General features: G+C 31.2%; 18 protein-coding genes. 15 read left to right on the top strand and 3 right to left on the bottom strand.

Annotation, left to right across the window (positions count from 1 at the left end):
* The first annotated feature begins 367 nt into the window (after positions 1-367).
* Genes hemA through hemL form a run of 6 tightly spaced genes read left to right on the top strand, consistent with a single transcriptional unit; the run spans position 368 to position 6897 of the window.
* A complete protein-coding gene (hemA, locus tag RT714_RS12495; protein WP_313758038.1) occupies positions 368-1600 on the top strand; it encodes a glutamyl-tRNA reductase in 1233 nt (410 codons plus the stop codon).
* 9 nt (positions 1601-1609) lie between these two features.
* A complete protein-coding gene (locus tag RT714_RS12490; protein WP_313758036.1) occupies positions 1610-2206 on the top strand; it encodes a bifunctional precorrin-2 dehydrogenase/sirohydrochlorin ferrochelatase in 597 nt (198 codons plus the stop codon).
* 23 nt (positions 2207-2229) lie between these two features.
* On the top strand, positions 2230-3132 hold the full coding sequence (gene hemC / locus RT714_RS12485; protein WP_313758035.1) for a hydroxymethylbilane synthase: 903 nt from the start codon (positions 2230-2232) through the stop codon (positions 3130-3132).
* Entirely contained in the window at positions 3129-4628 is a 1500-nt protein-coding gene (gene cobA, locus RT714_RS12480) for a uroporphyrinogen-III C-methyltransferase (protein ID WP_313758033.1), read from the top strand. Before hemC ends, cobA begins: the two co-directional genes overlap by 4 nt.
* Complete coding sequence (gene hemB, locus RT714_RS12475; protein ID WP_313758032.1) at positions 4629-5588, top strand: porphobilinogen synthase; 960 nt, start codon at positions 4629-4631, stop codon at positions 5586-5588.
* Between the two features lie 19 nt (positions 5589-5607).
* On the top strand, positions 5608-6897 hold the full coding sequence (gene hemL, locus RT714_RS12470; RefSeq protein WP_313758030.1) for a glutamate-1-semialdehyde 2,1-aminomutase: 1290 nt from the start codon (positions 5608-5610) through the stop codon (positions 6895-6897).
* A 41-nt stretch (positions 6898-6938) separates the two neighbouring features.
* Here the strand turns inward: hemL and RT714_RS12465 are convergent, their stop codons facing one another.
* The 3 genes from RT714_RS12465 to RT714_RS12455 form a co-directional block, all read right to left on the bottom strand.
* A complete protein-coding gene (locus RT714_RS12465) occupies positions 6939-7973 on the bottom strand; it encodes a putative sulfate exporter family transporter (RefSeq protein ID WP_313758028.1) in 1035 nt (344 codons plus the stop codon).
* A 132-nt stretch (positions 7974-8105) separates the two neighbouring features.
* Positions 8106-9059: a 4Fe-4S binding protein gene (locus RT714_RS12460; RefSeq protein WP_313758026.1), complete on the bottom strand. Its 954-nt coding sequence runs from the start codon at positions 9057-9059 to the stop codon at positions 8106-8108.
* A 25-nt stretch (positions 9060-9084) separates the two neighbouring features.
* Positions 9085-10704 carry an FAD-dependent oxidoreductase gene (locus RT714_RS12455; RefSeq protein WP_313758024.1) on the bottom strand — a complete coding sequence of 540 codons (1620 nt, stop codon included), beginning with the start codon at positions 10702-10704 and terminating at the stop codon, positions 9085-9087.
* A 148-nt stretch (positions 10705-10852) separates the two neighbouring features.
* Here RT714_RS12455 and RT714_RS12450 point away from each other — a divergent pair, with 148 nt between their 5' ends.
* From RT714_RS12450 to RT714_RS12410, 9 genes are all read left to right on the top strand, one after another.
* Positions 10853-11755, top strand: coding sequence for a LysR family transcriptional regulator (locus RT714_RS12450; RefSeq protein WP_313758022.1), 903 nt, complete (start codon positions 10853-10855; stop codon positions 11753-11755).
* Between the two features lie 223 nt (positions 11756-11978).
* Positions 11979-13250: a guanine deaminase gene (gene guaD, locus RT714_RS12445; RefSeq protein ID WP_313758021.1), complete on the top strand. Its 1272-nt coding sequence runs from the start codon at positions 11979-11981 to the stop codon at positions 13248-13250.
* A gap of 16 nt (positions 13251-13266) precedes the next feature.
* Entirely contained in the window at positions 13267-14937 is a 1671-nt protein-coding gene (locus RT714_RS12440) for a PucR family transcriptional regulator ligand-binding domain-containing protein (protein ID WP_313758019.1), read from the top strand.
* A gap of 160 nt (positions 14938-15097) precedes the next feature.
* A complete protein-coding gene (locus RT714_RS12435; RefSeq protein WP_313758018.1) occupies positions 15098-16093 on the top strand; it encodes a nucleoid-associated protein in 996 nt (331 codons plus the stop codon).
* A gap of 224 nt (positions 16094-16317) precedes the next feature.
* Positions 16318-17694 (top strand): sigma 54-interacting transcriptional regulator, encoded by a 1377-nt coding sequence (locus tag RT714_RS12430; protein ID WP_313758016.1) that lies wholly within the window; start codon positions 16318-16320, stop codon positions 17692-17694.
* 277 nt (positions 17695-17971) lie between these two features.
* Positions 17972-19333, top strand: a complete 1362-nt coding sequence (locus RT714_RS12425; protein WP_313758014.1) for an aldehyde dehydrogenase family protein — start codon at positions 17972-17974, stop codon at positions 19331-19333.
* 23 nt (positions 19334-19356) lie between these two features.
* Positions 19357-20472: a 4-hydroxybutyrate dehydrogenase gene (locus RT714_RS12420; protein ID WP_313758013.1), complete on the top strand. Its 1116-nt coding sequence runs from the start codon at positions 19357-19359 to the stop codon at positions 20470-20472.
* A 10-nt stretch (positions 20473-20482) separates the two neighbouring features.
* Entirely contained in the window at positions 20483-21784 is a 1302-nt protein-coding gene (locus RT714_RS12415; RefSeq protein WP_313758011.1) for an acetyl-CoA hydrolase/transferase C-terminal domain-containing protein, read from the top strand.
* Between the two features lie 72 nt (positions 21785-21856).
* The coding region (locus tag RT714_RS12410; RefSeq protein ID WP_313758130.1) for a 4-hydroxyphenylacetate 3-hydroxylase N-terminal domain-containing protein at positions 21857-22017 on the top strand (161 nt) is incomplete at its 3' end.

Genomic DNA, 22017 nt, shown 5'->3' with positions numbered 1-22017 from the left:
CTTGCCTTGCCTCCTTTCATAAATTGTAATCAATTTGTAATAAATTGAATTTTTTAAAAGTATATCATTAGTTTAAAGAATAAATAAACCCTCAATACATGGCAGGTTTACATAATATTGCCAGATGTCTTTAAAATATTGAGATAATTAAGGAGACAATATGATTTGAGAAAAACATTTGGATAATGATATAATGTAATAAATATAAATTTGGATTTATGTAATATTCATTGATAATTTCTATATTTAATATTGAAATTATTGAACTATGATAGCTATATAAAAGCTTGTCAAAGTTTTGATAATGAAATATGATTAGGGTATATAGAGCAAATGATAAAGAGAGTTTTTATATAGGAGGTAACAAATGGAGGTAGCTGTAGTTGGAATAAATCATAATAATTCACCAATTGAAATACGAGAAAGATTTTCTTTTTCTGAATCCATGAAAATTGAAGCATCCGATCAAATATTAGATAAGTCTGCAAAAGAAGTAATTATTGTTTCTACTTGTAATAGAAGTGAAATATATATAGCAAGTGATAATATTGATTTATCCATAAAGGAAGTTAAAGAATTTTATAAGGAGTTTTTTAAGTTTTCTCAAGCTGAGGATTACATATTTGCTGATAGAGGAAAGAACGCTATAACTCACCTATATATTGTGTCTTCAGGTCTTGATTCAATGGTATTGGGAGAAGATCAAATATTAGGACAGATAAAAGAAGCAATGATGTTTTCAATGGATTTGGGATTTAGTAAAAAGATATTAAATAGATTATTTATGGATGCTATAGCTGAGGGGAAAAAGATAAGAAACAAACTAAAGATATCTGAAATACCACTATCCACTAGCTATATTGGAATAAACCTTTTAAAAAAAGAAATGGGCAATTTAAAAGGGAAGAATGCACTAATAATTGGTGCAGGAGAAATTGGTATGCTGGCCATTAAATATCTTTATGAAGAAGAATTAGATAGAATATATGTAACTAATAGAACATATGAAAGGGTTAAAGGCATATGTAAGGATTTTGATAAATTAATTCCAATAGAGTATGAGAATAGATATAGTATATTGGAGCATACGGATATTTTAATTACTGCAACGGCAGCACCTCATACAATTATTACTTACAAGGATATAAAGAAATTACCAGATAAATTATATATATTAGATTTAGCTCTTCCCAGGGATGTGGAAACAAAAGTTGGTGAGGAGAAAAATGTAATTCTATATCATAATGATGATTTACAACGGTTATCACAGGAGAATTTATTGAGAAGGAAGGAACTTTCCCAGAAAGCTTTAAATATAATAAATGAGGATGTTAATAAATATCTTAATTGGATAAGCACTTTAGAGGTGGATCCTGTTATAGAATCTTTAAATAAAAGATGTCTTTCTATCAAAGAAGAAACTATGGAATATATTAACAGAAAGGTAGAATTGGACAAAAGAGAGAAGAAAATAATAGATAAGATGGTAATGTCTGCATTAAAGAAATTTTTAAGAGAACCTATTAAGATTTTAAAAGAAGTAGATGAGGAAAATTCAGAAGAATATATAGAAATAATGAAAAGATTATTTCAAATATAGAGGTGGACTATGTTTTATCCAATAATGATAGATATTAGTAACAAATGTATTATAGTTGTTGGTGGTGGGGAAGTAGCTCATAGAAAAACAAAAAAACTTTTGGAATTTGGAGGTAATGTAATGATTTTAAGTCCTAATAATATCCAAAAGTTTCAGGAGCTAAAAGAAAGATATAAAGAAAAATTAGATTTTATATATGATGAATATAATAAAAAATATATTGAAGGTGCATTTTTAGTAATAGGTGCAACGTCTTCTAGGAAAGTAAATAAACAGATTTCAGAAGACTGTAAGAGTTTGGATATATTGGTAAATATTGTTGATAGCAAAGAGGATTCTGATTTTATAACTCCTTCCATTATAAATAATGATGCTATAACCATTTCTATTTCTACAATGGGAAGTTTTCCGTATTTGAGTAAGAAAATAAGAATGGATATGGAAGACAGTTACAAGAAATTCAATAAAGAATATTTAGATACTCTAGAAGAAATAAGATATTTAATTTTAGATAAGTATAGGGAAGAAAAAAAAGAAATAATGGATCATGCTCTAAACTTAAACATAGATGAGCTAAAAGAATTTTTAATAAAGCTTAAGGATTAGATTACATAAGGAGAATTGATGATATGAAAATAATAGTGGGTACTAGAGGAAGTAAATTAGCCTTGACACAAACAAATATGGTTATAGATAGTATAGAAAATGCTTATCCAGACATTGAATGTGAGCTGAGGATAATAAAAACAAAAGGAGATATAGTAAAGGATCTTCCTATTGATAAAATAGGTGGTAAGGAGATATTTACCAAGGAAATAGAAAAGGAATTATTAGATGGGACTATAGATATGGCTGTACATAGTATGAAGGATATGCCAGGGGAACTTCCAGAGGGATTAAAGTTATCTTTTTCACCGAAGAGAGAAGATTATAGGGATGTATTAATTTTAAGAGAAGGGACAAACAGTATAAAAGATATACCCTTTGGGGGAAAAATAGGGACAGGCAGTAAAAGAAGGAAGTACCAAATACTACAATATAGACCAGATTTGGAAGTAGTGGGAATAAGGGGAAATATAGAAACAAGAATAAGGAAAATAGAAGAAGAAAATCTAGATGGAGTGATATTAGCTGCCGCGGGAATTAATAGATTAGGGTTAGATTTAGGAGAAAGAGTAGTCTATCTAGATAAGGATATAGTATTACCATCACCTACACAAGGGATATTAGCAATTGAAGTTAGAGAAAATGATAATAGAATTGATAATATTTTGAAATGTATTTCCCATAGAAAAACAGAAGTCCAAAAAACCGTTGAAAGGGCGTTTTTAAAGGGGGTAGGCGGAAGCTGCCATATACCAGTAGGAGCATACTGTGATATTATAGGCGACAAGATATATCTAGAGGGACTTTTAGGGACAGTAGACGGAGAAGTTTTAATAAGAAGAGCTATGGAAGGAAACTTAGATTCCATAGAAGAAATGGGATATAGATTAGCCAAAGATATGGTTAAGGAGATGAATAGGCAATGAAAGGAAAGGTATATTTAATAGGGGCAGGTCCAGGAGATGCAGGCTTGATAACATTGAAGGGCTCAATGTATTTAAAGAAAGCAGATGTAGTAGTATATGATAGACTAGCCAGTCCTAAATTATTAGAAGGACTTAAAGAAAGATGCAAACTAATTTATGTGGGAAAAGCTTCTAGTAATCATACAAAAACCCAGAATGAGATAAATGAAATAATATTCCAAGAAGCTAATAAAGGATATGTAGTTGCAAGGCTTAAAGGCGGAGATCCTTATGTTTTCGGGCGAGGTGGGGAAGAGGCAGAGTACCTTTATGACAGAGGAATAGATTTTGAGGTAGTGCCAGGTGTTACCTCGGCTATTGCCGGTCTTGCCTATGCAGGAATTCCTATTACTCATAGAGGAATAGCTACATCTTTTCATGTAATTACTGGACATCTAAAGGATGAAAATGATGAATTAGACTGGAAGTCCCTAGGAGCTTTAAAAGGAACCTTGGTTTTCTTAATGGGTGTTTCAAATTTAAAGGAAATAACGGAAAAATTATTAAAACATGGTAAAGATAGGGAAACTCCTGTAGCCATTGTAAACTGGGGAACTACTCCTATGCAGCAGGTAGTAGAAGGTAATCTTTCTAATATATATGAAAAAGCAATAGAAGAAAATATAAAACCTCCAAGTTTAATAGTAATAGGAGATGTGGTAAATTTAAGAAAGAAATTAAATTTCTATGAAAGAAAGCCATTATTAGGAAGAAATATAGTAGTTACTAGAGAAAAGAGCCATGCAATAGATACAATAAGAAGAATAGAAGAATTAGGTGGAAATGTTATATCATTCCCTACTATAAAGATAGAGGAAATAATCCCTAATGAGGAATTAAATGAAGCAATCAGAAATATTAAAAGATATTCATATATGGTATTCACCAGTGTTAGGGGAGTTGATATTTTCTTTAAGAGATTTTTTGATATTGGGGAAGATATCAGAGATATGGCTGGAATAAAGATTGCGGCTGTAGGGGATAAAACGGCAAATGCCATTAGAAAATATGGTATAAATGTGGATTTTATTCCAGAAGAATTTGTAGGAGAAAGTTTAGTTGATAAATTGAAAAAGGTATTGACTAAAGATGATAAGATACTAATTACAAGGGCAAAAATTGGCAGAAGGGAATTAGTAGAGGAACTATCTAAAATTTCCTTAGTACATGAAATAAAAATCTACGATACTATAAAAAGTGAGGAAAGTAAAGAAGAAATAATAAATTCCATAAATGAATTAGACTCATATTATTTATTGTTTACATCTTCATCAACATTTACGAATTTTATTGAAATACTAGCAGATAATAGATGGGTTTTGGATAAAGGTAAAATAATATCCATAGGACCAATTACTACTAAGACCATAGAGGAGAGAGGATTTACTGTATATGAACAAGCTGAAACCTATACAGTAGATGGAATATTAGAATTACTTATGAAGGAGAAAAGATAAATGAATAGAACTAGAAGATTAAGAAGAAATTCCTCCATTAGAGATATGGTTAGGGAGACTAAATTATCAGTAGATGATTTTATATATCCATTATTTATTGTAGAAGGGGAAAATATAAAAAGAGAAATTTCCTCTATGAAGGGAGTTTATCATTTTTCCATAGATAAGGTTTTAGATGAAATAAAAGAAATCATAGATTTAGGTATAAAATCTATAATATTATTTGGCATACCAAATGATAAAGATAATATAGGTTCTGAAGCCTATTCAAGTCATGGTATTATCCAAAGAGCAATAAGAGAGATTAAAAAGAAGTTCCCTGAAATTTATATAGTAACAGATGTATGTATGTGTGAGTATACATCCCATGGACATTGTGGGATTGTATTGAATACTGGATATGTAGATAACGATAAAACTTTGCCATATTTAGGTAAAATAGCCCTTAGTCATGTGGAGGCAGGAGCAGATATGGTAGCACCATCAGATATGATGGATGGGAGAGTTGGATATATAAGAAAAATGTTAGATGAAAATGGATTTGAAATGACTCCAATAATGGCATATAGTGCTAAATATGCATCAGCCTTCTATGGCCCTTTTAGAGAAGCGGCAGATTCTGCTCCTCAATGGGGAGATAGGAAGTCCTACCAAATGGATCCTGCGAATTCTAATGAAGCCATAAGAGAGGTAATGTACGATATAGAAGAAGGAGCAGATATTGTGATGGTAAAACCTGCCCTTTCCTATCTTGATATAATAAGAAGGGTTAAGGATAATTTTAATATGCCAATTGCAGCCTATAATGTAAGTGGAGAATATTCCATGATAAAAAATGCAATAGAAAATGGACTTGTGGGAGAAGAAATAATAATGGAAGTACTAACTTCAATAAAAAGAGCAGGAGCAGATATTATTATTTCATATTTTGCTAAGGATGTGGCAAAATCTTTTAAATAAAAATAAGGGGGTTGGAAAGTTGAATTTTGAAAAATCTAAAAAGATATATGAAAAGGGAATAAAGTATATTCCAGGGGGAGTAAATAGCCCTGTTAGAGCTTTTAAATCTGTAAATACAGCACCAGTTTTTATTAAGAAGGGTTACAAAAGTAAAATAGAGGATGAAGATGGCAATACCTATATAGACTATATAGGCTCATGGGGACCAGCTATCTTAGGTCATTCAAATGAAGAACTTATGGAAGGAATAGAAGATATAATAAAAGATGGACTAAGCTTTGGATTACCTACAAAGATTGAAGTAGATATGGCAAAGTTAATGGTAGAGTCTTATCCAGCTATAGATATGGTAAGAATGGTTAATTCAGGTACTGAAGCTACTATGAGTGCCATAAGAGTGGCTAGAGGATATACCAATAGGAATAAAATAGTAAAATTTGAAGGGTGCTATCATGGACATAATGATTCTCTTCTTGTAAAATCTGGTTCTGGAACTATAACCTATGGAGTTCCTACAAGTTTAGGGGTACCAGAAGAAATTGTAAAGAATACCATAGTATGTAAGTATAATGATTTAGAGGATTTAGAGGAAACATTTGAGAAGTATGGAAAAGATATAGCAGCTGTAATTGTAGAGCCAGTAGCTGGAAATATGGGCTTGGTGCCAGCTAAAATAGAATTCTTAAAGGGACTTAGAGAAATAACAAAGAAATATAACTCTGTACTTATATTTGACGAAGTAATTACTGGTTTTAGAATTGCATATGGTGGAGCTAGTGAAGTATATAAAATAGAGCCAGATATGGCTTGTTTTGGTAAGATTATAGGAGGCGGATTTCCAGTAGGAGCATATGGCGGGAAAAAAGAGATAATGGAAATGGTATCTCCCCTTGGTGGAGTATATCAAGCAGGAACCCTTTCAGGAAACCCACTAGCTATGCATATGGGATATAAGAATTTAAAGCTATTGCAAAGGGATAAAAATATATATGAGAATATGGAAGAAATGGCTATAAAGTTGGAAAAAGGCATTGCTGAGAATATTAAAAAAACAGGTTTAAATGCTACAATAGTTAGGTTTAAAAATATGCTTACTCTATTCTTTGGAGAAGGACCATTTAATAATTATGATGATGTACAAAGATGCGATACCAATCTTTATGCCAAATATTTTAAGGAAATGCTAAATAGAGGAATAATGCTTCCGCCAGCTCAATTTGAATGTATGTTTTTATCTACTGCACATACGAATGAGGATTTAGAATATACTATAAAGGCGAACTATGAGGCCTTAAAAGCAATTAAATAAATTAAAATAAGACCTAGGATATATTCCTAGGTCTTTTAAGATTAGCCTATATAATTAGAAAAGATTGTAATAAATAGTAAGGATGATATAGCAACTGCGGCCCAAGTACAGCCACCAAGGATAATAGGCTTAGTTCCTTTTGTGAAAAGGTCCTTAAAATGAATTTTAAATCCAACACCAGCTAAGGCCGTTGTTATTAAGAATTTATAACCAGTTTTAAAGAATTTTGAAGCTCCTGGAATAATGCTAAATACTCCTAAAGTATTTAATATAGCCATACCTAAGAAAACAACTATAAACCATGGGAAAACCTTCATAACAGTTTGACCTATAGACATTTGTTCTCCACTATCTTTGTTTGCTTTAGATTCATTTTTTACAGTTACAATTGTAGCAACTATAGAAACAAGAATTAGTAGACTGGTTCTTGCAAGTTTAATAGTAATAGCTAAACTTGAATCAAGATTATTTAAAACATTGTAAGTAGCCTCAGCTGCAGCAACACTGGAAGTATCATTTATAGCTGCACCTGCTAAAAATCCAAATTGGTTAGGAGTCAATCCCATGAATCCAGCTAAATAAGGATAAAGTAAAGCAGCTAAGATATCAAATAAAAATATAGCAGTCATAGCATACGCAATTTCAGTTTCCTTAGCCTTAATAATTGAAGCTAAAGTTGCAATTGCAGTCCCCCCACAAATACAACTGCCACCACCAACTAATGTACAAGTATTAGTTGATAGTTCCAATTTTTTACCCACAAAATAAGCTACAGTAAATGATAAGCAAATATTGAAAAGAAGTAGGGGTAATGCCTTAGCACCATAACCCAATACCTGTTTAAAATTAAGAGTTGCACCAGCTAATACAATTCCCCATTTTAAAAACTTCTTTCCAGCATAATATGCCCCAGATTTAATTTCTTTATCTATAGAAGGCATAATATTTAGTATAAGCATACCTATGAACAAACCAATCATTGGAGCACCAACTATATTTTGCATTCCACCTATAAAAGTGGCTAAAACAGCAATCCCAATACAAAGAACAATACCAAAGAGTTTTTTACTATTCATATTTCTTCCCCCTTATAAGATAATGAAAAAATAATATCAAACAATGTTAAAAAAAAGACGAAAAAAATTAAAAAATAATTATTATCCAAAGGATAGACATAAAATCTACCCTTTGGATAATTTTGTGATTAATTAGCAAGTAGCTCCACCAACTAAATGAAGATCAGCATTTATTATTTCTTCTTTTCTTTCTAAAAGATCCTTAGATAATAGTTGAGATTCAACATTTTCAAAACCAATTCTTTCTATGGTTTGAGATAAACGCTCTCCAGTTTCACCTTGTTCTCTAAAGAAAAGTATAGTTTTTTCAATTATATCCATAACTTCTTCTTCAGAAGTAAATATTTTATTTAAAGGAATTCCATGGTTAACAAGCTTACCCCATCTGCCCCCTATATATACCTTATATCCTACTTGTCCGTCTGGGATAGCATCAAAATGACAGGCACCAACACAACGTCCGCAGTTATTACATATTTCTTCATCAATTGTTAAGATTCCGTCAGTAACCTTAGCAGCATGAACTGCACAAATATTTTCTACTCCACATACTCTACAACCGTTGCATAATTCACTGTCGTAATTAGGTATTTTTTGTCCTACGATTCCTAAATCATTTAGGCTAGGCTTCATACAGTTATTTGGACATCCTCCTACACCGATTTTAAATTTATGTGGTAACTTTACATTAGAATAACCATTGAAGAATTTTTCATGAATTTTTTCAGATAAATCAAAAGTATCAATTAAACCATATTGACAAGTTGTACCTTTACAAGAAACTACTGGACGTACTTTAGAACCAGTACCACCTGTTTGTAGACCTTCTTTTGCAAGATAAGATCTAAAGTCTTCAATTTTATCATAAGGAATTCCAGGACATTCTATTGTTAATCTTGATGTAAAAGTTACAGTGCCATTTCCAAAAAGTTCTGCAGCTTCTGAAATACATTTATTTTGTGCAGCGGTGATTTTTCCATTTACAGTAATTATTCTACCGGAAAAATTATCTGTGCCTTTATTAGCAAGGAAACCTAATGCTTTTACTTTTTTCTGATTTTCTGGACTAATTGTTAAACTCGCCATATTCATTTACCCCCTAAAATTTATATTATATTTTATTTAATATTGTGCCGCCTTCAAGGACTAAAGTGTTAGTATAGCCAAAATATTTTAAACGATTTTGCAACATATAGGCTCTTTTTCCCTTGGAACAAACTAGCAATAATTTTTCGTCTTTTTTATACTCTGGTAATTCTCCTTCTACTTTGGAAAGATCAATATAAGGAATACCCTTTAAAGATGGAACAATAGATGCATCAATTATCTTATATTCTTCTGCCTTATCATTTGCAAATTCATAAGGAGTAATAGTATTAAAATTACCATTTATCTTATTTAATAGGACATTTACAGTATGTGCAAAAGGATGAATTGCAGTTGAAAATGGAGGAGCATATGCTAAATCCATATTTTCAATATCCTCTAAAGTAGCTCCCAAAGTAATTGCAGTTACAGCAATATCTACCATCTTATCTACAGCACCTTTTCCTAAAACCTGTAAACCTAATAGTTTTTTAGTATTTCTATCAGCTAACATTTTAACTATGAAAAATGAAGCATCTGGATAGTAGTGAGCCTTATCATCTACAACAGTTACAACACTAATTACATCATAACCAACATCTTTAGCAGCATTTTCTGTAAGTCCAGTTCTACCAATATTAAGATTAGGCAATTTAGCAACTGCAGTTCCAAGAACTCCACCATAATTAAAGGATTCACCGTTAATATTTTTAGCTAAAATACGACCGGCAATATTAGCAGTAGAACCCATTGGAGACCAAGCGGGTTTACTGGTTATTTTATTGGTTACAGTAGCACAGTCCCCAACTGCATAAATATTTTCATAATTGGTTTGGAAATTGCTATTTACTTTTATAGTTCTATTTGGCATTAATTCAATATCAGTATCAGCTAAAAATCCTGTATTAGCACGAATACCTATGGAGAGAATAACAGCGTCTGCCTTCATAGTGCGTTTATCAGTTTTAATTTTTTCAACCTTATCTTCACCTATAATTGCTTCTAATTTTGTACCAGTGAAGATCATAATCCCATGTTCAGCTAAATGATCCGCAATATATTCGGTAAATTCAGGCTCGAACCCTGGTGGTACCATGTCTGCCATATCTATTACAGTAGAATTAATTCCCTGAAGTGCTAGATTTTCTGCTACTTCAAGTCCTATAAATCCTCCCCCAACTACTACAGCACGTTTGATTTTCCCTGCTTCAATAGCATCTCTTAATGAAATGGCATCATCTGGAGTTCTCATAAAGAATACACCATCTAAATCTACACCTTCTAGAGGAGGTTTTATTGGTTGAGCACCAGAAGCAATGACTAATTTATCATATTCATATGTATTAGTCCTATTTGTTTTTAAGTCTAAAGCTTCCACTGTATTTTCCTTAGGATTTACTTTGGTTACTTTAGTTTCTGTAAGTACATTTGCTCCTGTCAATGCCATAAAGCTTTCTGGAGTATTGACAATTAGTTCATCTCTATCAGGAATTACATTACCTACATAATAAGGTAGGCCACAACCTGCATAAGAGATATCCTTGCTTTCAGTTAATATTGTAACCGCTATGTTCCGATTCTCACGTTTTAATTTTGCAGCTACCTTAGTTCCAGCAGCTACACCACCTATGATAAGGACTTTCATACCCTCACTCCTTTGTAGTATTTTTAACGATCGTTATAGTATAATAATATCACTTGTTTAACTATTAATAAAGTGATATTATCTAATCATAATCATAGGTAAAACCTATAGATGTTTTAAATTTATAATAAATAAAGGGTGAATGGCTATGACAATAAGACATTTAAGAATATTTATTGAAGTTGCTGATAACGGAAAGATGAGTGTTGCAGCAGAAAAACTTTTTATTTCTCAACCTACTGTAAGCCAGACTATTAGAGAGCTTGAGGAGCATTATGGTGTCCTTCTGTTTGAACGATTATGCAAAAGATTACATATAACTCCAGAAGGAGAAAGATTACTTTCATATGCCAGAAAAGTAGTAAAACAATATGATGATTTGGAAGAAAAGATGTTTTCCATAAATGGAATTACTAAAATATATATTGGTGCTACTATAACTATAGGAAACTGTCTTCTTTCTGATATAATACTTAGAATTAAGGAAAATAGTCCTAATATTGATCCCTATGCCTATGTAAATAATACAAGTACCATAGAAGAAAGGTTATTAAAATCGGAATTGGACATTGCTTTGGTAGAAGGAAAAATTACTAATCCTAATTTAATTTGTATTCCTGCAGTAGATGATTACTTAGTTCTTGTTTGTAGTAATGAGCATATTTTTTGCAAAAAACAAGAGATTAATCCATGGGATTTACAAGATATGGATTTTGTTATGAGGGAAAGAGGAAGCGGAACAAGGAGATTGTTTGAGGAATATTTAATGGATAATGGTATTACTATAAAAACTCGTTGGGAAACCAATTGCCCAGGGGCTATGAAAAATGCAATAATGGAACATCAATGTTTGGGAGTTCTTTCTATTCGCCTAGTGGAAGAAGAAATAAGAAATGGAATGATGCATTTAATCAATAATCCAGAATTTAAATGGGAAAGAAATTTTAGTATTGTATATCATAAGGATAAGATTATAGATAAGGCAATGGAAGAAGTTATGGAAGCAATTTATCAATATAAGGAGATAGCTCTTCTGGAAAAGGTATATTAGGGTCTACTTAGTCCTTCTTAGTAAAAAGATAAAAGATTTTATTAAGAAGGATTTTTTATGTGGGTATATAGATTATATAGCTGAAAAAAATTGGTTATGCTTATAAAACTAATTTGTATAATATATACATAGGATTGTTATCTAGATAATATTATAATGGATATGAAAAATTATGCTGACAAGTATCAAAAGTCATAGCTAATAATATAAGAGGTGATAGATTATGAGTAGAATGGTATTAAAGGGTAATATAGCTTTTACTCCTACGAAAGAAAAATTTGAAACTCATGAGAACTCATACATAATAATAGAAAAGGGGAAAGTAGTGGATATTTGTAAAACTTTAGAGGATTCTTACAAAGACTATCCATTGAAAGATTTTTCTGATAAGATAATAATACCGGGATTTGTTGATTTACATCTTCATGCTCCTCAATATCCTAATAGGGGATTAGGATTAGATAAGGAACTTATTCCATGGCTTGAAACCTATACATTTCCTGAAGAGGGGAAATATGATGACTTAGATTATTCTAAGAAAGTATATTCTAGACTTATAAATGAACTGTGGAGAGTTGGTACCACTAGAGCAGTGGTTTTTTCAAGTATTCATAAGGGAAGTACAAAGCTTTTATTGGATATGTTTATAGAATCTGGTCTAGGAGCATATATAGGAAAAGTAAATATGGATAGAAATACTGCAGAATATCTTATAGAGAATACAAGAACCTCAATTGTAGATACAGAAGAGATATTAAAAGAATATATGAATAAATCATCTTTAGTGAAACCAATTATTACACCTAGATTTGCACCAACCTGCTCCGAAGAATTGCTGGAAAGCTTAGGGAATTTAGCAGTGGATTATAAAATCCCTGTTCAATCTCATTTAAGTGAAAATAGATCAGAAGTTATTTGGGTTAAAGAACTTTTTCCAGATTCTAAAAACTACGCTTCAGTTTATAATGATTTCAATTTATTTGGTCAAACCAAGACTATAATGGCTCATTGTATATATAATACGGATGAAGAAATTGAGTTAATGGCTCAAAATGGAGTTTATGCTGCACATTGTCCTTATTCAAATTATAATTTATCAAGTGGAATAATGCCTGTTAGAAAGTTTTTAAATAAAGGAGTATCAGTTGGATTGGCATCTGATATCTCAGGTGGAAATAGTCTAAGTATACCCAGTATTATAGCAGGAACTATTCAGGCTTCTAAAATGACTTGGTTAAATACAGGTGAAGAGTTAGCGCCTCTTACATTTAGTGAAGGGTTTTTCCTTGGAACCAAAGGTGGAGGTAGTTTCTTTGGTAAGGTTGGAAGCTTTGAAAAAGGTTATGATTTTGATGCTCTAATAATAGATGATAGTACTTTATCAGATATTGATGAATTAACAATAGAAGAAAGACTCCAAAAGTTTATTTATATAGGTGATGATAGGCATATAATGGAGAGATATGTTCAAGGGGTAAAGATAGAAGAACCTTAAAAAGGAGATGTTGTCTATGGCTAGGCAAAATGGTATTAGTATAGAAGATATGTTAAAACTTGAAGCAATGGCATCTTGTAATTTGATAGCAGGATTTAGAGGTGCTAGAAATACCATATCTAGAATAAATATAATGGCAGATCCTGATATATTGGAGTGGACAACGGAAGGAGAGTTTTTGCTAACTACTGCTTATTCATTTAAACAAGACAATGTAGATGATCAGATAGAGTTAATAAAAGAATGTGCATCAAAAAAACTAGCTGGTATTGGCATCAAGATATCGCCATATCTTGATGCACTTTCTCCAGAAGTTTTAGATTTAGCCAATGATTTAAGTTTTCCTATAATAGATATACATTCCTCCATTCCATTATCTGATATAATGATGTCAGCCTTTAAGGAAATATTTAATAAACAGGCATCCTTATTGGAAAGAATAGAAAAGCTTCACGAAAGACTAATGGGTGCAATGCTAGAAGGTGATGGGTTAAAAGACTTAACTACTATAGTGCAAGAGAATATTAAAAACCCAGTAATTCTTCATCTTAACTTTTCAAATGAAATTATTGAATGTATTAATGGTATGAATGAATCTTATACTTCTCAATTGATGAAGGAGGTAAAAGAATTTTATGAGCCGAATAATACAAAGAATAGATTGAAGAAGCTAATTGAGGATAAGGTTCTTATCAATGGAAAATATATTAAAAGAATGATTATGCCTATAGTATTGAGGGATCATGTATATGGACATCTATTTGCTTGGAGTACAGACATGCCTTTGGGGGGATTTGATTTAGCTATAATTGAGTCAGCATCAACTACTATAGCTTTGTCAATACTGCAAGAATTATCTATTAAAGAAGTTGAAATTAGATATAGGTCAGAGTTCTTTGAGGATTTAATTTCCATAGATTTAAAAAGAAAGAAAAAGGCATTAGATAGGGCTAGGTTTTTTAATTTGCAAATTGAAAATTACTATGCCATAGAAGTAATGAGCTTAAAACATAAAACTCAATTGAATGAAACGGATACATTAATTGATTACATACAAGATTTTATAAATCCAATCGTTAATATGATAGAGGAATTGATGCAGTATTTAAATTTAAATGGAATAGTATCTACTAAGGGTAATGGAGTTCAAATTTTATTAAGTTTTCAAGAAGAAAAACAAGTTTCAGATAGAATCAAGGATTTTAATCAGAAAATTATTGAATGCATATCTACAAAATGTGATGATTTAGATGTGAGAATAGGAGTAGGAAGGACTTATAAGGGGTTAGATAGTGTAGATAAGAGTTTTCAAGATGCTGTTAGAACGGTTAGAATAGGAAAGGTTATTACAGCTAAAGAGATAGTTACTTTTGAAGAACTGGGAATATTTAAAATTCTATCACAAGATAGCTTAGTAGATGAGTTAGAGGATTTCTATAATTCTACATTAAAGCCACTAGTTGATTATGATGATAAAAAATCTACGGAATTAGTTAAAACATTGGATGTATATTTTAAAAATAATGGAAACTTGACTAGAATATCTGAACAACTATTTACTCATTATAATACGGTTTTGTATAGAATTGGACGAATTGTTGAAATAACTGGTATGGATTTAGAAGATCCAAATCATAGATTAAATTTGGAGATAGCTATTAAGATAAAAGAATTACTAGGAAAATAATTATGAAAAACTAATAAATTGGGGACATATCTTGGCAAGAACACCTATTGCCAAAGTATGTCCCCAATTTATTAGTGTATATACTGTACTAATTTATAATTTTAATTATGAAAAATAAATGATAAGATAGATATTGAATAATTACAAGGAGTGAATAAAATTGGAAATCAAAATAAACAATGCTATACTTCATATACTTGATTCTGCTGCTGCACTGCCAGTTTATTCTCAGGAAAATTTACAGTTAGAGGATGAAAAGGTACAGGAGTTTATTGGAAAACATATTGAAAGAATATTTAATGATCAAGCTGTTAAGTCAGGAAAATTTATTGAAAACTCACAGATTAAAGACTTAATTAAAAATATAAATGAAAATTTCATTGATACCAGTATATCTATTGCAGAGAAATTATACGAACTTATGCTAAGGTATATTGAAATACCTAGTGGTGACTTGTTAATGGCTTCTTTAAATATTGAAACACATAACTATCTCATTATTATAAAGTTTAATTATAAGGAAGGATATACTCATTATGTTGATTACGGAGATTCTGGCACATCAAATAAAATAGTAATAAATAAAGTAATGTTTCCATCAGAAACACAGAAAAATATTGAAGCAGTATTAATTAATTTGGAAGATTTATCTTTAAAGATATTTGAGAGAGAATATGATATTGAGGGAGAAAAGATATTATATTTTTCTAAGATGTTTCTAGGTTGTGATACAGATCTTTCCATTAAAGAAAGTATTAAAGTAATTAGAGAAGTAGCTAAGGATATTACTAAGCAATATTATGATGATGATTTTAATAAGGTATCTGAAATTAAAGAAGCTATTTATGATAATCTTGATAGTGGCAGTATCGAAGTAGAAAATGTTGCAAATGCAATATTTAAAAATAGTCCTGATATAAAAAAAGAATATATGGAAAGAGTTGAAGAGGCAGGGGTCAATAAAGTTGTAGATTTAGAAGGGAAAAAACCAGAAAAGAAATTAACTGTACACAAAATCAAGATGGATAATGGTATTCAACTGGATATACCAGTTGATATTTATAGAGATAGGAATATAATTGAATTTGTAAATAACCCTGATGGAACTATATCTATAATAATAAAAAATATTAGTAAGATTAAACAAGGGAATTAAAAAAGCTTCTATCGAAGCATTGTAAGGTAGCTTTTTCTGGAACCAAATTAGGTCTGGATTTTTTAAAGGAATCAAAATTAAATGAGGGCTTTTCTATATGCTATAAAAATAAATTGCTTAGGATATTTCTGAGCAATTTATTTTTTACGGACTTTCCTTTCTTAAAGGTAGTTCGTATTTGTGTTAAAATATAGTATAATTAATGCAGAGAGGGGTGATAGGTATTGTTTTTTGAAAAAGATTTACATTTAAGAATAAACGATATATTAGATTCATCCTACGATGGAATTTATATTACAGATGGAGAAGCAAATACAATAATGGTAAATAAAGCATATGAAAGAATTGCTGGGATAAAAATAGATGAGCTAATAGGACGCAATATGAGGGATTTAGTAAAAGAAGGCTATATATCTCAATCTGCGACATTATTAGTATTAAAAGATAGGAAGGTAAATACCATTGAGCAAAATTTTAAAACTGGTAAGAAAGCATTAGTTACCGCTACGCCTGTATTTAACAATAATGGAGATATTACTATGGTAGTTACAAATGTAAGGGATATTACTGAACTTTATGAATTAAAAGAAAAATTGGATGAAAAAGAAAACCTGACAAAGAAATATTCAGTAGAACTGGAAGCTATGAAAATAGAATTGCTAAAAAATAATGACTTGATTGCCATGGATAAGAAGATGTTAGATATCATTCAAATGGCAATCAGGGTAGCCCCTATTGATACAACAGTGTTGATAACAGGAGAAACTGGCGTAGGAAAAGAAGAAATAGCAAAGTTAATATATAAAAATAGCAATAGAGAAGCCAAACAATTTATAAAGGTTAATTGTGGTTCAATACCTAAAACATTAATAGAAGCAGAATTATTTGGATATGAAAGGGGAGCATTTACAGGAGCAAATAAAGAAGGAAAAATAGGTTTGTTTGAAGTAGCTGATGGAGGTACAATATTCTTAGATGAAATAGGGGAATTACCACTTGATATGCAGGTAAAACTCCTAAGAGTACTTCAAGATGGACAGTTTACTAGGGTTGGTGGAATAGAAGAAATAACAGTAGATGTAAGAATTCTGGCAGCAACTAATAGAAATCTTGAGGAAATGGTAAGAGAAAAGTTATTTAGAGAGGACTTGTATTATAGATTAAATATAGTACCAATTACAATACCACCTCTGAGAGATAGACGAGATGACATCATACCTCTTATACATTCTTTTTTAAATAAGTTAAATAAGAAATATGGATTTAAAAAAACTATATCCAGTGAAGCACTAAAGATACTATATTCTTATGAATGGAAAGGTAATGTAAGAGAACTTAGAAATATTATTGAGAGAATAATGGTAATGTCAGAGAAAGATATAATTAGCAAATCTGATCTTCCTAAGTCCATATTAGCGTGGGATAAGGCACAGAATGTGATCAATGAAAATGAGATAGTACCATTAAAACAAGCCTTAAATAAAGTTGAAAAACATTTACTAGAAATTGCTTTCAATACATACGGTAATGTGCGTGATGCGGCAAAGGTACTAGAAATAGATCCGGCTACTTTTGTACGAAAGAGACAGAAGTATAAATAGTTGTTGTAAAAATGCAACTAGTTGCGAAAATACATCAATAAAATAAAGAAAAGGAAAGTTCTTATTTTAGCCAATATAGTTAAAAAAATATCAAAAATTCCTAGCGAAAATGATGCAATAATGCAACATTTTTGACTGGGGATTTTTTTACGTAGAATAGTTAATTATTTAACGAGATAGATAGTGGTGAAGGAAAAATGTCATAAACTTTGTAAAGATGGCATATTTCTTGCAACATTAAATAACCAAGAATAAATAAGAAAAGAGGGATGGGTTAGTGAATAAGACAACTGTGGATATGATGGTGGAAAAAGCTAGAGAATCTCAGAAGGTATTTGAAAAATTTACTCAAGAACAAGTAGATAATATTGTAAAAGCAATGGGCAAGGTAATTTATGATAATGCTGAGAGTTTAGCAAAGGAAGCAGTAGAAGAAACAAGAATGGGAGTATATGAAGATAAGGTTGCCAAAAATAGGGGTAAAGCTAAGACCATTTGGAATAGCTTGAAAGGTAAAAAATCCGTAGGCATAATAGATGAAGACTATGAAAATGGATTGATTTCTATAGCTAAACCTATAGGAGTGGTTTGTGCTGTTACTCCTACTACAAATCCAATTGTTACACCTATGTGTAATGCAATGTTTGCATTGAAAGGTGGAAATGCAATAATTGTAGCTCCTCACCCAAGATCAAAAAAATCAAGTACTCATGCAGTAGCGTTAATGAATGTGGAAATTAAAAAGCTAGGTGCACCTGATAATTTAATTCAAATAATTGAAGAACCATCGATTGAATTAACAAATGAATTAATGCAAAAATCTGATGTTGTATTAGCTACAGGTGGAATGGCTATGGTTAAATCAGCATATTTAAGTGGAAAACCATCCTTTGGAGTAGGGGCTGGTAATGTTCAAGTAATCATAGATAGAGATATAGATTTCATAGAAGCTACTCAAAAAGTAATAGCGGGAAGAATATTTGATAATGGAATTATTTGTTCAGGAGAGCAATCTATTATAGTGCCTCAAGATAAATATGAAGAGGTCGTAAAAGCAATGGAAGTAAATGGAGCATTCTATGTTGGAGATGAAGCAACAGTGAGCAAATTTAGAGATGTTTTATTTAAAAATGTAGTGATAAATGGGGATATAGTAGGGCAATCAGTACAATTTATTGCAAATTTAGCAGGCGTTGAAGTGCCAGAGGAAACTAAAGTAATATTGTTAAAACCAAATGGTATTGGAAAAGAAGATTTGCTTTGTAAAGAAAAGATGTGTCCTGTAATGATAGTATTGCCATATAATACATTTGAAGAAGCAGTAGCAATAGCTCAAACAAATCTTGAGTTAGAAGGAAAAGGACATACAACTGCAATCCACTCAAATAATCAAGAGCATATAAGATATGCTGGGGTAAATCTTACTGTTTCAAGATTAGTGGTAAATGCTCCATCATCTACAACAGCAGGTGGTTCCTTATTTAATAGTTTATCGCCAACCACTACCTTAGGTTGTGGAACTTGGGGAAATAATAGTATATCAGAAAACTTAAACTACAAACATCTAATTAATATATCAAGAGTAGCCTTTGTAAAAACAGGAATAACTGCACCTACAGATGAAGAAATTTGGGTTTAAATAATAAAAAGGGAGTGGATTAAATGAGACAATTAGTTGTAAAACCTGAAATATATAAATTTAATACATGTACTGAATTTGTAGAGGCGTTTCCAATAACTGAAAAAGACCTAGTGTTGACTAATGAGTATATTTATCAGCCTTATTTTGGTCATTTAAACTTACCATGCCATATTGTATATCAAGAAAAATATGGTTTAGGGGAACCGTCAGATGAAATGATAGATAAAATATTTACTGATATTAAAGATATAGAATTCAATAGAGTAATTGCAATAGGTGGAGGTTCTGTAATTGATATTGCAAAACTATTTGTAATTAAAAATATCAAAAATACACTGGAATTATTTGAAAAGACTATACCTTTAATAAAGGATAAGGAACTAATTATAATTCCTACAACTTGCGGAACTGGAAGTGAAGCTACTAATATTTCTATAGCTGAAATAAAATCTAAAGGTACAAAGATGGGGTTAGCAGTAGATGAGCTATATGCAGATTATGCAATAATGATACCTGAAATGGTAAAAACATTACCGTATAAATTTTTTGTGACAAGTTCCATAGATGCATTGATACACGCCATAGAGTCATTGGTATCACCAAAATCTAATTGTTATACTGAGCTATTTAGTATAAAAGCAATTGAAATCATTTTAAAGGGCTATCTAGAAATTATTGAAAAGGGCGAAGAATATAGAGTGGAAATAATAGAAGATTTCCTAATTGCAAGTAACTATGCAGGGATAGCATTTGCAAACACTGGAGTAGGAGCAGTTCATGCTTTGTCCTATCCAGTAGGAGGAATTTATCATGTGCCTCATGGGGAAGTTAATTATCAATTCTTTGTAGAAGTATTTAAGACGTACAATAGATTGAATCCAAATGGAAAAATCAAAGATGTAAATAAGATGTTAGCAGATTTAATCGGGACTACAGTTGAAAATGTATATGATGAACTTGAAAGAATACTAAATAACTTATTGCCTAAGAAAGCACTTAGGGAATATGGCATGAAAGAAGAAGAGATTGAAGAATTTACAGTATCGGTACTTGAGAAACAACAACGATTATTAGCAAATAACTATATAGAATTATCAAGAAACGAAATAAAAGGTATTTTTGCTAGATTGTATTAGGAGTGATTATATGGATTGGAGATTGGAATATAATAAAAGATTAGTATCGAAAGAAGAAGCAGTAAGACATATAAAATCTGGTAATAGAGTAGTTATAGGTCATGCTGTAGGAGAACCTTCTTTACTAATTGAAGCCATGGTAGTAAATAAAGACCAATATGAGAATGTGGAAATAGTTCATATGGTTCCAATGGGAAAAAGTGAATATATAAAAGAAGGTATGGAAAAACATTTCCGACATAATGCTTTATTTGCAGGTGGATCTACTAGAGAGGCAATTAATTCTGGTAGAGCAGATTATACTCCTTGTTTTTTCTATGAGGTACCAAAACTATTTAGAGAAGGAAGGTTACCTATAGATGTTGTATTAGTTACTGTTAGTGGTCCAGATGGAAATGGAAACTGTAGTCTAGGTACATCTGTGGATTATACAAAATCAGCGGTAGAATGTGCTAAGATAACAATTGCTCAGATAAATGAAGAAATGCCAAGGACTTTAGGAGATTCTTTTGTTAATATAAAGGATTTAGATTATATTGTAGAGGCTAATAGTCCATTACCAATTTTGAATCCACCAAAGATATCAGATGTTGAACGTTTAATAGGAAGACATTGTGCATCCTTAATTGAAGATGGCTCAACTTTGCAATTAGGTATTGGAGCAATACCAGATGCAGTATTGCTTTTCTTAAAGGATAAAAAGGATCTTGGTATCCATTCAGAAATGATATCTGATGGTGTAGTAGAACTGTATGAAGCAGGAGTAATTACAAATAAAATGAAAACCTTGCATAAGGATAAAATGGTAGTTACATTTTTAATGGGTACAGAAAGATTATATGATTTTGTAAACAATAATCCAAATATAGAAATGCATCCTGTAGATTATGTAAACGATCCTTGTGTAATTATGCAAAACTATAAAATGGTATCCATTAATTCATGTATTCAAGTAGATCTAATGGGACAAGTGGTTTCGGACTCAGTAGGAAAGAAACAATTTAGTGGGGTAGGAGGGCAGGTAGATTTTGTTCGTGGTGCCTCTATGGCAAAGGATGGAAAGTCTATTATAGCAATGCCTTCTACAGCGGCAAAGGGAACAGTTTCAAGAATAGTGTCCATAATAGATGATGGTGCAGCAGTGACTACTTCAAGAAATGATGTACACTATGTAGTTACTGAATATGGAGTAGCAAATCTTAAGGGAAAGACTCTAAAAGATAGAGGAAGGGCCTTGATTAAAATAGCTCATCCGGATTTTAGAGATGGACTTATAAAGGAATGGGAAAGCAGATTTGCTGATAAGTTTTAATATGAGAAGGCAGTAGGGACTTCCCATATTAGGATGGGTATTATAAATATATTTTAAAAGGAGATGTATTAAATGGCATTAATGACTAGGGAGGAATATATAGAAAGTTTAAGAAAGTTGAATTTAAAAGTATATATATTTGGTGAACTTGTTGAAAATCCTGTGGATCATCCAATAATCAGACCTTCTATGAATTCAGTGGCCATGACCTATGAATTAGCTCAGCAAGAAGA

The organism is Tissierella sp. (assembly GCF_032104385.1).
Lineage (GTDB): Bacteria > Bacillota > Clostridia > Tissierellales > Tissierellaceae > Tissierella.
Note: the sequence above shows the minus strand (reverse complement) of the source record. Positions and strands in the feature narration are given on the sequence as shown.

Bases quoted from the DNA above. Each gene is read 5' to 3' on its own strand.
- hemA (WP_313758038.1), top strand. From the start codon at position 368: ATGGAGGTAGCTGTAGTTGGAATAAATCATAATAATTCACCAATTGAA.
- RT714_RS12420 (WP_313758013.1), top strand. From the start codon at position 19,357: ATGAGACAATTAGTTGTAAAACCTGAAATATATAAATTTAATACATGT.
- cobA (WP_313758033.1), top strand. From the start codon at position 3,129: ATGAAAGGAAAGGTATATTTAATAGGGGCAGGTCCAGGAGATGCAGGC.
- hemC (WP_313758035.1), top strand. From the start codon at position 2,230: ATGAAAATAATAGTGGGTACTAGAGGAAGTAAATTAGCCTTGACACAA.
- hemB (WP_313758032.1), top strand. From the start codon at position 4,629: ATGAATAGAACTAGAAGATTAAGAAGAAATTCCTCCATTAGAGATATG.
- RT714_RS12490 (WP_313758036.1), top strand. From the start codon at position 1,610: ATGTTTTATCCAATAATGATAGATATTAGTAACAAATGTATTATAGTT.
- guaD (WP_313758021.1), top strand. From the start codon at position 11,979: ATGAGTAGAATGGTATTAAAGGGTAATATAGCTTTTACTCCTACGAAA.
- RT714_RS12460 (WP_313758026.1), bottom strand. From the start codon at position 9,059: ATGGCGAGTTTAACAATTAGTCCAGAAAATCAGAAAAAAGTAAAAGCA.
- RT714_RS12450 (WP_313758022.1), top strand. From the start codon at position 10,853: ATGACAATAAGACATTTAAGAATATTTATTGAAGTTGCTGATAACGGA.
- RT714_RS12455 (WP_313758024.1), bottom strand. From the start codon at position 10,704: ATGAAAGTCCTTATCATAGGTGGTGTAGCTGCTGGAACTAAGGTAGCT.
- RT714_RS12415 (WP_313758011.1), top strand. From the start codon at position 20,483: ATGGATTGGAGATTGGAATATAATAAAAGATTAGTATCGAAAGAAGAA.
- RT714_RS12440 (WP_313758019.1), top strand. From the start codon at position 13,267: ATGGCTAGGCAAAATGGTATTAGTATAGAAGATATGTTAAAACTTGAA.
- RT714_RS12465 (WP_313758028.1), bottom strand. From the start codon at position 7,973: ATGAATAGTAAAAAACTCTTTGGTATTGTTCTTTGTATTGGGATTGCT.